Consider the following 14,636-nt stretch of genomic DNA (forward strand, 5'->3'; position numbering starts at 1 on the left):
AAAGACATCGAACGTGGTCAAGTATTGGCTAAACCAGGTTCCATCAAACCTCACACTAAATTCAAAGCAGAAGTATATGTGTTGACAAAAGAAGAAGGTGGCCGTCATACTCCATTTTTCTCCAACTACCGTCCACAATTCTACTTCCGTACAACCGACGTAACTGGCGTTATCAACTTACCAGAAGGTACAGAAATGTGTATGCCTGGTGATAACATCACTATGAACATCGAGCTTATCACTCCAATCGCTATCGAAGAAGGTTTACGTTTCGCGATCCGCGAAGGTGGCCATACAGTAGGTGCTGGTGTTGTTACAGCTATCGAAGCATAATTGAATCCTAGATTCTAAATATGAAAAGCGACCGTAAGGTCGCTTTTTTGTGTGTTAATGATCTTTATATAGATATGATTCCAAAAGCGTGCAACTAGTCCAGCAACGCATGTATCTTTATCATATTATATGTATTTACACTTACGATAGTTATATCTTATCACATGGTGTTTGTTGTTATAATGATAGAATAGATGTATAGAATACTAGAATCATAAGTAAGTATAAGCGTTTAAGATGTATAGTTTTATAGATTTTGTTGCCATAGGCACAGCATAGGAGCTTATTGTATAGTATAATTAAAATATATGAATTGATAATTTATATCATATATAATTTTAGGAATATCATATATAATAATAGTAGTCATATACATGTAAATTATATCTAGCCTACTAGGTATACAGTTACAAGGAGGTTTTCATGAGTACAATCACAACAATGCCTGTTTCTATGGAAGGTTGGCAAGAAGAGCAACAATCTTGGAATCAAACGTCTAAGTTCTTCGTCAATATGCACAAGCGCGAGGATCGTGTGGCGCAAGTGGTGGATTTTGTAGCACGATTACAAGAGTTAGGCATCCATCCAACAGAAGGAGAAACTGCACTTGATGTAGGTTGCGGCACTGGTGACTATGCTATGGGACTCGCTCGTAATGGGGTGAAAGTAACTGGCGTCGATCTGTCCACGGGCATGCTAGAAGGTGGTAAAGCAATTAGTGAAAGTGAAGGGCTTTCACTAGATTTATGGTTAGGACCATGGTCCGAAGAGGCACGGCAAGCCTTGGGATGGGATAAGCAATTCGATTTGGTATACAGCATTTTCTGTCCTATCATGTCGGACACAGCGAACCTACATGCCTTGCATAGAGCTAGCCGTAAATATTGTTTGTGTATCATGTTCGCCGATAGAAAAGATGAATATTTAGATGCTATCTATTCTGAGCGATATGGTGTAAGTGGAAGTCCTTGGGAATCCATGCTACAAGATTGCTTGGGCACAGTTAACAAAATTGGAAAAGATGTAAACATTACTTACAAAACGGTGGAAGAAGTAGAAACTTTAACCGTCGATGAGGCGGTGGATTATTTCTGTTTACGAGTACATCGCAAAGTGGGCGGTGATTTAGAAGTTATCAAACAAGAAATTCGTAAATTTTTATCGGAGAAAGCTGTAGATGGCAAATTAGAAAACCATACAACAGATACCATTGCATGGATTTCGTGGCGTATCTAATTTTCTGCACTTGTAAGATACAGAATTTATGGGGATATGATAGCATATGCATAATCTATAGGGATGTACGTACTTTAGCAGTATAAATATAGTGTTCAAGAATGCTAGCTCTATCGCCATAGACAGAATACATAATCATATAGTATCTATATAACAATAAAAGACTGTAAACACATGGGAATATAGCCCTGAGTTTACAGTCTTTTGTGTTGTCAGTTACGATGAACTGTAGTCGTAAAATGATATTGGACATATGCCAATCTATTGTATGGTAATATTCTTAAGAATCTTGAGATAAAGCTTCGCTACGTTCTACGAACTTACGCAAACTACCATATCCTTCTTCCTCAAGTTTTTCTAAAGGGATAAAGCGCAATGCAGCGCCGTTGATACAATAGCGGAGGCCGCCCATAGATTGGGGCCCATCTTCAAAGACATGTCCTAAATGAGCATCGCCAATGCGACTGCGCACTTCGATGCGACGATGTCCTAAACTATCATCTTGATAGTAACGAATCACATCGCTGTTGATAGGCTGCGCAAAGCTAGGCCAACCGCAACCGGAGTCAAACTTTTGAGCAGAGATAAAAAGAGGCTCTCCAGAGGTAACATCTACATAGATACCGGGACGAAACTCATCTGTATATCCATGAGAGAAAGGTCGTTCTGTAGCACTCTGTTGTGTTACAGAATAGGCTAAGTCGCTGAGTTCTTCTCGTAAAACAGAGTCAGATTTTCGTTCGTAGTCGCTTTCATCAACCAAAGGTTCATAAGCTTTGGACACATTAATGTGACAATAGCCGTTTGGATTTTTGTCTAAATAATCTTGGTGATAGGTTTCAGCTGGATAAAAGGAGGCTAGCGGTAAGACTTCGATGGCAAAAGGCTCTTTGTAGTGGCTGTTAGCACGTCCCAAAGTAGCTTCGATGATGGCTTTGTCATCAGGAGTTTCATAATATACACCGCTGCGATATTGTACACCCACATCGTTACCTTGTTTATTGATGCTGAAAGGATCGATGATGCGCAAGAAATACTGTAGAATTTTAGGGAGGGAGATCACGGATGTATCATAGGTGACTTTTACAGTTTCTACGTGACCACTGCCACGGCATACGTCCTCATAACTTGGATTTGGCTGAGTGCCGTTGCTGTAACCTACCTCAGTATCTACAACACCTGGAATGCGTTGAAAGTAGCTTTCAACACCCCAGAAACAACCGCCGCCTAGGTAAATAATTTTGTTCATACTATCACTCCTTTTTGTTGTCTATATTAGTGATGATGCATATGATGTATTATTTTTATATTACTAGAGAAAATAATGTGATGTTATTGATTAGATAGCATTAGTATATACTTGATTTTAATTATAGCATGCGTTTGTATAAAAGCGTGTATAAAATAATGTTATTACAGGTATAAGATATATGATGCAATGATGAACAGAGTAATAACATTCCTCATAAGATTGTTTATAAAGGTGAAAGCCACCTAACTCGTATGGGGCCGAGTAGGTGGCTTGTTTGTGATAACTATAGGTGTGTATGGGAAGTCACCGTTATCACATATGTAAGTAGTTTGAAAGGCTGGAACTTATGAGGTTTCATAGTTCCTGTCGAGTATCACATCGACAAATATAGTATAGCAAATAGGTAGGAATAAGTAAAATAAGAATAAAATGTAACGGCTTATAGCAGAGAACTATTAAATACACTGATGTTTATCAAGAGGGTGTATAAGTATGAATAATTATACTATACTATACTATACTATACTATACATACTGTTTATAAAGAATGGTTATTAAGTGGTTTTTTGCTAGTGTGGGGAGATAGTTATTTTCATGAAGCTTCATGAAAAATTCGTTTGACATTTATAAGTAAGAATTGTATAATTGTGGCATAAATTGAGATGCATAGTGAAATTATATGAATTATAGTGCAACTATGTGGTAGGTTATGAAAAAAATTTTCGTTTAAATTTGCACCTATCAAGTGCATTTTGTTCACTCATATGTCATCTTAATCGTGTAGTATAGTAAGTCAATAATGTGTTTCAATCTTTAAGGAAAAGGAGAATCATGAAAAAACGTAATGAAATTGTTCGAACAAATGCAGCACATGCACAAAGTCAACAAAAAGTAAATCGTTTAGCTGCTATGGCTGCTATTTTAGGTGTGACGGCATTTAGCGTAGCTGGTATGACTACTACATTCGCTGTAGATAATGTAGCAGGTACAGGTGAAGGTACTGCGTTTGGCACCAATAGTAAGGCTGTACAAGAAGGGTCTATTGCTGTAGGTCATTTAGCAGTGACTAATGCCAAAGCTGGTGTGGCGCTTGGTAAATCTAGCTTAGCCGGTGTCAGTGAATCAGCTATCCCAGAAGCAGATCAAGAAAAGCATACAGCAAATACAGTGGCTATTGGTAGGAATGCCTATGCGTCCTATACTGATACGGTTGTTATTGGTACAAATGCATCTTCGTTACGTGACCATGGTGGCGTGACATACCAATCGGGTACTGGTGCGATTGCTATCGGTAGAAATGCAAAAAGTGATTATAAAGAATCTGTAGCCATTGGTCCAGAAGCTCGTACGAATTTCACTCAATCCGTAGCGGTAGGTTACCAAGCGGAAACAACAGGTCAACAAGGTGCGGCTACGGCAGTAGGTCCAATTGCAAAAGCCTATGAAGTAGGGGCAGCTGCCATTGGTAATATTTCAAGAGCAAGTGGGGCTTACTCTACGGCAGTAGGTACTACATCAGCTACTTATAATCCATTTGCTACAGCAGTAGGTAATAATGCAACTACGCGAGCAGCAAGTGATACGATTGTAGGTACAGAGTCTGGTACAGGTGTTAAAGCAGGACGTGCCGTAGCGGTAGGTTTTGGATCTCATGTAGCAGAAACGTCTGGCGTTGCTGTAGGTGACCGAGCTCGTGCGTTTACAGCAGGTGGAATGGCTATCGGTCGTGCTGCTACGTCTTATGGAGCACAAGCCATTGCAATTGGTAATGGCGGCAAAGCGGACGGCAAAGCTGGGGAAAATGCCTTTGCTACAGGACAAGGTGCGATTGCCTTAGGTACAACAGCTCGTGCTATGGGTACACATGGTTTTGCCTTTGGTAATGACTCTGTAGCAGGTGGTAATGCAGACTTAGCAACCACTGTATCTACAGCATTGAATACGTATAATACAGCGTATAGTACTTATATTACAGCTCAAGATGCGAAGTTAACAGCAGAAAGCGACAGTAAAGCAACTCAAAAACGTTTGGCTAGTGATGCTCGTGACTTTGGGATTTCTCTATATACATTAACTAATGAAGAAAAGCAATTGCTTCAAACATTAGGGGTAGATAATGCAGCTCTACAAGATGAGTTTTTTGGAAAAATACAGTCCAATAATAACTATGATAGTGCTAAACCAGTTGTAACAGCTCAATTGGCTGCGTTGAAAAAAATAGCGGCACTTGATGAAAATGCAGCTAGTACAACAACAGCGGATGTAACACGTTTGATTAAACGCGCTCAAGATTTGATTGCAGAAAATACAAGTGATGAAGCTTTAAAACAAAAAGTAACAGATACAACAGCTGCTGCAACAGCAGAAGAAACTAAGTTAAATACAGCTAAGGCAACATTAGAAGCGGCTTATAAAAGTGCGAAAGAATCTGCGTTAGCCATTGGTACACGGGCTGTGGCAGAAGGTAAAAAATCTATTGCCATCGGTACTGATGCAAATGCAACAAATGAAAACTCTGTAGCCATCGGTACACAAGCTAAATCTACTGCTGACCATGCGGTAGCCATCGGTGTAAAAGCACAAGCTACAGTGGATAATGGTGTTGGTTTAGGTTCCTACTCCGTAGCAGATACAGAAGCGCGTAAAGGCTATGATCTTAACGAAAACCGTATGAATACATATGCTGGTTTACGAGGTAATGCATTAACTGCATCTACAGCAGCTGTGGCTGTAGGTACGCCTCGCATGACTCGTCAAATTAATTATGTAGCAGCAGGTACAGATGATACTGATGCAGTAAACGTAGCGCAACTTCGCTCTGTGAATTTAAAAATCGCTGGTGATACAGTAGATCAAGCTGCACCGACAACTGATGGTACATCTAAAGCTGACGTATTATTAGATAGTCAAACATTAAAAGTGGTATCTGCTAACAAAGATGTATTGACAACAGATGCTACCAATAACACAATTACTATCACTCCTGTTACAGCTGAACTTGAAAAAGACCCAGCTACAGGTCAAGTAAAACCTAAAGATGAAGCGAAAGGCAATGCCTTAACAACAGCTCAAAACGTAGCTGATATGATCAACAATGCATCTCCAAAAATTGGCAACGGTTTAACTAATAGTGATGACGGTAAAATCGTAGTAAAACCTGCAGATAAATCTATTAGTGTAACAGCAGATGGTGTAAAAGTTAAAGCTGACGGCACTACAATCACTGTAGGAGACAAGGGTTTACAAGTTAACACTGGTAATATTACTAATGTAACAGAAGGCGACAAAGCTGGTACTGTATCTGTTCCTGAGGCAGATAAAGGTAAAGTTGCTACTATCGGTAATGTAGCAGAGGCTATCAACAGTGCAGCTTGGAAAGCAACAAGTGATAAAGAAGACTCTGGCGAAGTTGAAGGCACAACAGAAGAAAAAGTTAAAGCTGGTGACAAAGTTACGTTAAAAGCTGGTAATAACTTAAAACTTAAACAAGCTGGTAAAGAGTTCACATATTCCTTACAACCTGAGTTAAAAGGTATCAAATCTATCACTGGTGAAGGTGAAGGTGCTGGTAAAGTATCCTTTGGACCAAATGGTGTTGTTACTGTAGGTGGAGATAACCCTGTAGCAATCGATGGTAAAGATGGTAAAGTAACTGCAGGTGATGTAGTTCTTTCCAAAGATGGCTTAGACAATGGCAATAAAACAATCACTAATGTTAAAGCTGGTGAAAAAGATACTGATGCAGTTAACGTAAAACAATTAAAAGATGAACTCGGTAAATCCACTGTTAAAACAAGCGATGGATTGGAAAAAGATACAGATGGTAACATTAAGGTAAAACCAGCTGATAAATCTATCGAAGTAACAGCTGAAGGTGTGAAAGTTAAACCAGCTGATAAATCCTTAGAAACTACTGAGGAAGGCTTAAAAGTAAAAGCTGACGGCACTACAATCACTGTAGGAGACAAGGGTTTACAAGTTAACACTGGTTCTATTACTAATGTAACGGAAGGTGACAAAGCTGGTACAGTATCTGTTCCAGATACAGATAAAGGCAAAATTGCGACTATCGGTAATGTAGCAGAGGCGATTAACAATGCAGCTTGGAATGCAACAAGTGGTGAAGAGGGAACTGGCAAAGCTGAAGGCACAACGAAAGAAGCTGTAAAAGCTGGTGACACTGTTACTTTAAAAGCCGGTAATAACTTAAAACTTAAACAAGCTGGTAAAGACTTCACATATTCTCTAAATCCAGAATTGAAAGATTTAACAAGTGCATCTTTCAAAAATACTGCAGGTGATACAACTGTAATCAATGCAGATGGTATGACTATCACTCCTAAAGCAGCGGATAAAAAACCAGTTTCCTTGACAAAAGATGGCTTGGACAATGGTGGTAATCAAATTAAAAACGTTAAAGAAGGTACAGATGGTACAGATGGTGTTAACGTAAATCAATTAACTGGCGTTAAAAATGATGTACAAGATCTTAAAGATGAATTAGAGAAACATATTAATTCTTCTGGATTCTCCATTACATCTGATGTTGAAGGTACTGGTAAAAAAGCAAAAGGTAATACTACATCTACTGAAGAAGTTAAAGATGGCAACAAAATAACGCTTAAAGCTGGTAATAATCTTGAAATCAAACAAGATGGTACAAACTTCACATATTCCTTGAATCCAGAGTTGACAGGTATTACTTCTATCGCTGGTAAAGGTGCTGCACCTACTGTTATTACCTTAAAAGAGAGCGGAGACGTAACAATAGGTAAAAAAGATGAAGAAAAACCTGTTACTATTACTGCTGATAAACATATTACTAATGTTGCAAGCAACTTGCCTGAAACTAAAAATAAAGATGATAAAGGTGAAGCTACTAAATCTCAAGCAGCTCCAACAATGGGTACTGGTGAAAATGAGGTTAACCCAAATAACGCAGCTACTGTAGGTGATGTACTAAATGCAGGTTGGAACTTAAAAGGTAATGATAAGGATGTAGATTTTGTAAAACCATACGATACTGTAAACTTCGTAGATGGTGTTGGTACAACAGCTACTGTGGAAAGTAAAGATGGAAAAACATCTACTGTGAAATACAGTGTAAACATTGGTAATGGCTTAGAAGTAGGTAAGGACAACAAAATCACTGTTAAAGCAGATGGAGATACGATCACTGTAAGTGATAAGGGTATTAAAGTAAATCCTACATTTGTAAAACAAATAAAAGATGAAATCGCTAACTCTGCTGTAAAACCTGGTAAAGGTTTAGAAAAAGATAAGGCAGGCAACATCGATGTAAAACCAGCTGATAAATCTATTGATGTCTCTGAAGCTGGCGTGAAAGTTAACACTGGCACAATTACTGTTAACGCTAAAGACGGTAAAGATGCAGCTGGTAAGGATGTAAAAGCTGGTACTGTATCTGTTCCGGAAGCAGACAAAGGTAAAATTGCTACTATCGGTAATGTAGCTGATGCGATCAATAATGCAGCGTGGAACGCAACAAGCGGTGCAACTGGCACTGGTGAAGTGGAAGGTACAAGTAAACAAGCTGTTAAAGCTGGTAACACTGTTACTTTCAATGCTGGAAATAACTTAAAACTTACACAAGATGGTACAAACTTTACATACTCTTTAAAACCTGTATTGAAAGATATTACATCTATTTCTGGTAAAGGTGATACTGCTGGTAAAGTAACATTCGGTGATAACGGTGTTGTTACTGTAGGTACTCCTAATGATGCTAATGCTATCTCCTTAAATGGAAAAGAAGGAAAAATTAGCATGGGTGAAGTATCTCTTTCCAAAGAGGGCTTGAACAACGGTGGTAAAAAAATCACTAATGTAGCTCCTGGTGAAAAAGATACTGATGCAGTTAATGTAAGCCAATTACGTGATGCAGCAGGCAATATGCAAGCAATTACTAACCAATTACAAGGTCAAGTGAACCGTGTTGGTTCTCAAGCAGCTGCGTTATCTGCCTTGAAACCTATCCAATACGATCCATTAGAACCAACTCAAATCATGGCTGGTGTAGGTCACTACCAAGGTCAAAACTCCTTAGCATTAGGTGTGGCACATTATAAAAATGAATCTTTGATGTTCCATGCAGGTGCTGCTATTGGTGGTAACCGTAGCCAAGTGATGGCAAATGCTGGTATTACTTGGAAAGTAGGATCTAAAGCAGACGAAACAGCTGTAGCAGATGTATACAGACAAGGTCCAATTAGCTCCGCATACGTATTGCAAGATAAAATGGGCGCTTTAGAAGCTCAAAACCTTGAACAAAAAGGTGAAATCAATGCATTACGTGAAGAAAACAAATCTCAACGTGCAGAACTTGATGCTGTAAAAGCTCAATTAGCAACAGTATTAAGCCGTTTACAAGGTTAATATAGACTCGTAAGCGTAATCTAAGCGTTATATAGAAAAGACTGTAATCAAATGAATCCTATCATTCTGATTACAGTCTTTTTTTGTATTTGGTTGACAACTCTTCTTTTTTTGAATGTATCTAAGTGTAAGCACTTGGTACTAGGAAAGGAGAACATTATGGCAGCAAGTACAGTAGTGAAAAAAGAATTACATTTGGTTTTTACCGACACATCTAAAGAAGAAGTGAATATTGTGGTAGCATTCCCTAAAGAAGGTATTACAAAAACTGAAATTGACACAGTAGGTCAACTGATGGTGGAGAAAGATGTACTTCGTGGTCGTAAAGATCAACGTTTGACTAACTTTCAACATGGTGCATTAGTAACTACAGAGTCTACAGTGGTAGAATAAGGAGGATATAGACTATGACAACAACAATGGTAACCAAATTACAATTGCAATTTAAAAAAGGTGAAGGCATTCATAATCTAAAAGTGGCTAATTTTGCTTATGTCAATGAAAGCGCCACCGATGAGGATGTAAAAGCTGTAGGTGATGCATTAGGTAAGTTATATGCCTATCCATTGGTAGGGGTTGTGCGTAATAATGCCATCGCTTTAGAGGCGTAATATGGAAAAGCTTGAAAAAGCATTAAAAATTATTAGAATCACCCTTTGGGTATTAAAGTGGTTGAAACGATAAGGTAGGATAGACCTTTAGACAGAAATGAACCACATATCTCAGAGGGACATGTAAATCAATCGTATATATGACCTTAGTGCCGAGGATTACCGTAGCCATCTTGCTAATGCATAGCAGGATGGCTATTGTTATGCTATATGTAAAAAACATACCTAGAAAGCAGGGTGTTGATGATGACAAAGCTATATCATAGAAACGGAAAAACCTGAATCTCGAAAGTGGAGATTCAGGTTTTTTATGATAAGTCCTTAGTCCTTAGTTAAATTAATCTTTAGATCGTTCTAACTCTTGTTGTACCAAAGCGATAGCTTTTTTATATTTTTTGTGCATTCCTTGGCGGCTCATTCCATATGATTCAGCCATATCACTAATGGATTTACCTTGAAATAAAATCTGCTCTAATAGGGCGGCATGCACGGTATCAATCCGTGAAAGTGCCTCTTTCAACGCTGCCATTTGTAAGTGAGCAAGGGCCTCCTGCTCTGTATCATCTTCGGCAGGGATGTGGATAATTGGATTCGATTCATCCTCTTCATGAAGTAAAGATTCATGATTCCATTGATGAACGCTTTTACGGAAAAGATTCATTTCCGTATAATGGATGCGAGATTTTACAAACCCTGCAAAGGGGACCTTCCCGTTCAGATCGTACGTTTGGATAGAGACTAAGAACGTCTCCCATAATGTAGCTTCTAAATCGCTTTCCATACTGCGAAGTTGACGCACATGAGAATAGCGGCTGATAAGTGGTACGTAGCGATGACATAGAATAACAGTAGCCGATGTATGCCCTGCTTGGGCTAAGGCGACCAGTTCTTCATCGGTATAATAATCGTCCCCGCAATCGGGACATACATCTTGAAGGCCTTTCGAAATATAAGATTTTGTCATAGTAATCTCCTTTTTGAAAGGACTTATCATTGTTGTACTTCTGAATACGTTATCTGTCCGCAAGTTCTGGAATCACCTCCTTGTTCCTACGTATTTAAATTGAGAACTCGATTCTGTTACAAGCGCTTGTGCTATTAATTAGAATTATAAATCAAAAATTGAGAAAAGTCATCATTAAAATGGTCAAAATTGCTCATATATGCCAAATTAGCATATAGAATTTAAAATTTATAATCAATATGCTTGTTGTTTCTAATAGAATATAAAAGGATCAAAAAGTGGCTATAACTAAAAGATACTCACTTGTTATATTATGCAGCCTTGTGGCGGTCTTAATTGAATATGATAAAGGGAAGCCCATGGCATACTCCTTCACAAACGGTATTTAATAATGTTTGTTCAGGAGCACGCCATGGGCTTCTTGCTTTTGTTTGATTTAGTCAGTAAGAAGCGCCACAAAGGCTGCTACGCTTAACGGCGTTTTTTAGGGATAATTATATCCAATTATATTTTTTTAAGTAGTTGGTAATTATTATCAACGATATGTGTGATTTGTACTATAATAAAATTAAAGAGTCATCAACGTGAGTTGGGCTCATCTCTTCCCAATAAGGGAGGGGGTGGTTTCTATGAAATTTTTGAAAAAATTACTTGTATTAGTAAAATTTTTAAAATTAATTATAGATTTGTATCGTTTCTTTAACTAGAAATGATAAAGCCTAACGTAAAAGATAAGTGTTGGCAACACTTATACACGTTAGGCATCATCAAATTTTTAAACTTTTGAGATGAGCCTAACGCCGTTCACACGTTGATGGCTCTTCTTTTTATGTCTATATTCTAGCACAGTTCCAGAAAAAATACTACTTATTTTACTAAGGTATATATAATTGTGATATGAGTAAATGTGACAAAGGATTAGTACGCGCTGGGGTATTTGCAATTTTAAGGACTTGCTATTTCGTTATAGGTAATGGCTATATATGATAATATGTATCCTATATAAGGATAAATGTACGTATATTGTTGACATATGATGGACATCCTAGTATACTTAATTCATCGTTAATCGATAGGTTTTACTGGAAAGAGAGGTGGATTGAATGCCTATACGAGTAGTGAAAGGATTACCAGCCATAGGGAAACTTTCAGAAGAGAATATATTCGTCATGGATTCGGAACGGGCAGAGTCACAAGATATTCGGCCACTCCACATTGTGGTTGTGAACTTGATGCCACGGAAAGAAACGACGGAAATTCAACTGCTTCGTGCTTTGAGTAACACACCGTTACAAACAAAGGTCACCTTTCTTTACACGGCGTCTTATACAGCGAGTAACACAAGCCAAGAATATTTGGAAACCTTTTACAGGACTTTCGAGGAAATCAAAGATCAATACTTTGATGGCTTGATTATCACAGGTGCTCCGGTAGAGCAAATGCCCTTTGAGGAAGTGAACTACTGGGATGAGCTTTCAGAAATTATGGAATGGAGCAAAACCCATGTGTGTTCTACTCTCTATATTTGTTGGGGAGCTCAAGCTGGGATTTATAAGCACTTCGGTATCCACAAGGAAGATTTGCCTACCAAGTTATTCGGTGTATATGAACAAGAAGTGCAGAACAGTAAGCCCATGCTTATGCGTGGTCTAGATGAACTCTTCTATATGCCTCATTCACGGCATACGACGGTGAGTGAAAGCGAAATCAACGCTCACCCTCAGTTAGAAGTACTAGCCCGCGCGGATAAGACAGGTGTTGGTATCGCCCGGTCCTATGATAATAAACATGTGTTTATCTTTGGACATCCAGAATATGATCGAGATACTTTATACCAAGAGTATGATAGGGATAGAAAGTTAGGATTAGAGATTGAAATTCCAGAAAATTATTTCCCTGATGATGATCCGACGAAAGAGCCCATCATTCGATGGCGATCTGCATCGACCATACTCTATTCAAACTGGTTAAACTATTATGTGTACCAAGAAACACCGTATGAGGTCAGTGAATTACAATCGAGACCGATTGAAGAAGCATATATACAAGACTGGGTCATTTAATCCTAGTCAATAGATAGTAAAGATTTAAGAATGATGAGGAGTTTAACATGAGCAATTACAAATTTGAAACATTACAATTACACGCAGGACATACAGTAGACGCAACAGGTTCCCGTGCGGTGCCAATTTATCAAACAACTTCCTATGTATTCAAAGATGCAGAGCAAGCGGCAGGCCGTTTTGCCTTAACGGATGCAGGCCCTATCTACACTCGTTTGGGTAACCCTACGCAAGACGTATTGGAAAGCCGTGTGGCACAATTAGAAGGCGGTGCTGGTGCGATTGCTGTGGCATCCGGTTCTGCAGCGGTTACGTACGCCATCCAAAACGTAGCGTCCGCTGGTGACAACATCGTGGCGGCATCCACATTGTACGGTGGTACCTACAACTTGTTCAGTGCAACATTGCCACGTTTCGGCATCACTACAAAATTTGTGAACCCAGACAACTTAGATGAGTTCAAAGCAGCCATCGACGACAACACGAAAGCTGTTTATGTAGAATCCGTTGGTAACCCTGGTGCGAACCTTGTGGACTTAGAGGCTATCGCTGAAATCGCCCACGCACATGGTATCATCGTCATCGTGGACAACACATTCGGCACTCCGTACTTGTTCCGTCCATTCGAGCACGGCGCAGACGTGGTGGTGCACTCCGCAACGAAATACTTAGGCGGTCATGGTACAACGATCGCAGGTGTTATCGTTGAAAGTGGTAAGTTCGACTACAAAGCAAGCGGCCGTTATCCTGGATTCGTAGAAGGCGACGTACATTACAATGGTTTAGTATACGGCGATCTTCCAATTCCTTTCACTGTGAAAGTACGTGCTCAATTATTGCGTGACACTGGGGCAGCCATTACTCCACTAGCAGCATGGTTGATTATTCAAGGCATTGAAACATTGTCCTTGCGTGTAGAACGCCATGTAGAAAACACTCGTAAAGTAGTAGATTTCTTGGTAAACCATCCAAAAATTGCTTATGTAAATTATCCTGAATTGCCAAACAGCCCATATAAAGCGTTGGCTGACAAATACTTCCCAAATGGTGTTGGCGCAGTGTTTACATTTGGTGTGAAAGGTGGCAAAGAGGAAGGTATCAAATTCGTTGATGCTCTTGAAATCTTCTCTAACCTTGCAAACGTGGCGGATGCTAAATCCTTGGTTATCCACCCAGCAAGTACAACACATGCCCAATTGAGCCCAGAGGAACAATTGACAGCAGGTGTAAAACCAGAACAATTACGTGTATCTATCGGTATCGAAAATGTAGATGATATCATTGCTGACTTAGCACAAGCATTGGATAAACTGTAAGATATAGCAACTGTATAGTAGTATATAAGGGAACTCACAATAGTGGGTTCTCTTTTTGTTGTGCGGATAGTAATGAACACGTTTTATGGTTATGGGACAAAATAATCTTTAGATAGGGTGTGATAAGAATTATGACCAATGTAATAGTGGAAAGTTGATTAAAGACGCCAATTTTCCTATATGTTAGGGTTTTATCATATATGATTTTATACTATATTTTGCGATATCTATGATGATAGTCACTCCTAAGTATATTTATATAGTGATTATGAGAGTATCCTCGGAACCAGTGCCGATATGCATGAATGGCAGTTTGGGTATATACAATGCAAGCTATGGTATACTAGATATATAGTTATATTAGATAAAAGCACGATGATACGGTAATAACCTATTAGGTGGTTATCTAGATATCGAGATGGAGTCAACTATAGACATATATAGAAATTGCATAGGGTGTATAAA

The 14,636-nt window shown here is 38.9% G+C and carries 8 protein-coding genes and 1 pseudogene; 7 read left to right on the top strand and 2 right to left on the bottom strand.

Going from position 1 to position 14,636, the window contains the following annotated elements; all coding sequences use genetic code 11:
• Both tuf and EO127_RS05030 read left to right on the top strand, forming a co-directional pair.
• Positions 1-333 (top strand): annotated as a pseudogene (gene tuf, locus EO127_RS05025) (elongation factor Tu); the annotation flags it as partial.
• Between the two features lie 423 nt (positions 334-756).
• Entirely contained in the window at positions 757-1,569 is an 813-nt protein-coding gene (locus tag EO127_RS05030) for a class I SAM-dependent methyltransferase (protein ID WP_127448268.1), read from the top strand.
• A gap of 280 nt (positions 1,570-1,849) precedes the next feature.
• Here the strand turns inward: EO127_RS05030 and msrB are convergent, their stop codons facing one another.
• Positions 1,850-2,818, bottom strand: a complete 969-nt coding sequence (gene msrB, locus EO127_RS05035) for a peptide-methionine (R)-S-oxide reductase MsrB (protein WP_127068397.1) — start codon at positions 2,816-2,818, stop codon at positions 1,850-1,852.
• Between the two features lie 834 nt (positions 2,819-3,652).
• On the opposite strand from msrB, the gene EO127_RS05040 reads away from it, so the two are divergent.
• From EO127_RS05040 to EO127_RS05050, 3 genes are all read left to right on the top strand, one after another.
• On the top strand, positions 3,653-9,217 hold the full coding sequence (locus EO127_RS05040; RefSeq protein ID WP_127448269.1) for a YadA-like family protein: 5,565 nt from the start codon (positions 3,653-3,655) through the stop codon (positions 9,215-9,217).
• Between the two features lie 159 nt (positions 9,218-9,376).
• The gene (locus tag EO127_RS05045; protein ID WP_164742293.1) at positions 9,377-9,610 is read left to right on the top strand and encodes a DUF2922 family protein; all 234 of its coding nucleotides are present in this window, start codon (positions 9,377-9,379) and stop codon (positions 9,608-9,610) included.
• A gap of 14 nt (positions 9,611-9,624) precedes the next feature.
• Positions 9,625-9,828, top strand: a complete 204-nt coding sequence (locus EO127_RS05050; protein WP_127448271.1) for a DUF1659 domain-containing protein — start codon at positions 9,625-9,627, stop codon at positions 9,826-9,828.
• A 337-nt stretch (positions 9,829-10,165) separates the two neighbouring features.
• Here EO127_RS05050 and EO127_RS05055 read toward each other — a convergent pair whose 3' ends face one another.
• On the bottom strand, positions 10,166-10,792 hold the full coding sequence (locus EO127_RS05055) for an RNA polymerase sigma factor (protein WP_127448272.1): 627 nt from the start codon (positions 10,790-10,792) through the stop codon (positions 10,166-10,168).
• Positions 10,793-11,895: 1,103 nt separating this feature from the next.
• Between EO127_RS05055 and metA the strand changes: the two genes are divergently transcribed.
• The gene (gene metA, locus EO127_RS05060) at positions 11,896-12,855 is read left to right on the top strand and encodes a homoserine O-succinyltransferase (RefSeq protein WP_127448273.1); all 960 of its coding nucleotides are present in this window, start codon (positions 11,896-11,898) and stop codon (positions 12,853-12,855) included.
• A gap of 47 nt (positions 12,856-12,902) precedes the next feature.
• Positions 12,903-14,171 carry an O-acetylhomoserine aminocarboxypropyltransferase/cysteine synthase family protein gene (locus tag EO127_RS05065; RefSeq protein WP_127448274.1) on the top strand — a complete coding sequence of 423 codons (1,269 nt, stop codon included), beginning with the start codon at positions 12,903-12,905 and terminating at the stop codon, positions 14,169-14,171.
• Positions 14,172-14,636: the final 465 nt, after the last annotated feature.

The sequence above is a fragment of the Veillonella sp. 3310 genome (assembly GCF_003999875.1).
GTDB lineage: Bacteria > Bacillota > Negativicutes > Veillonellales > Veillonellaceae > F0422.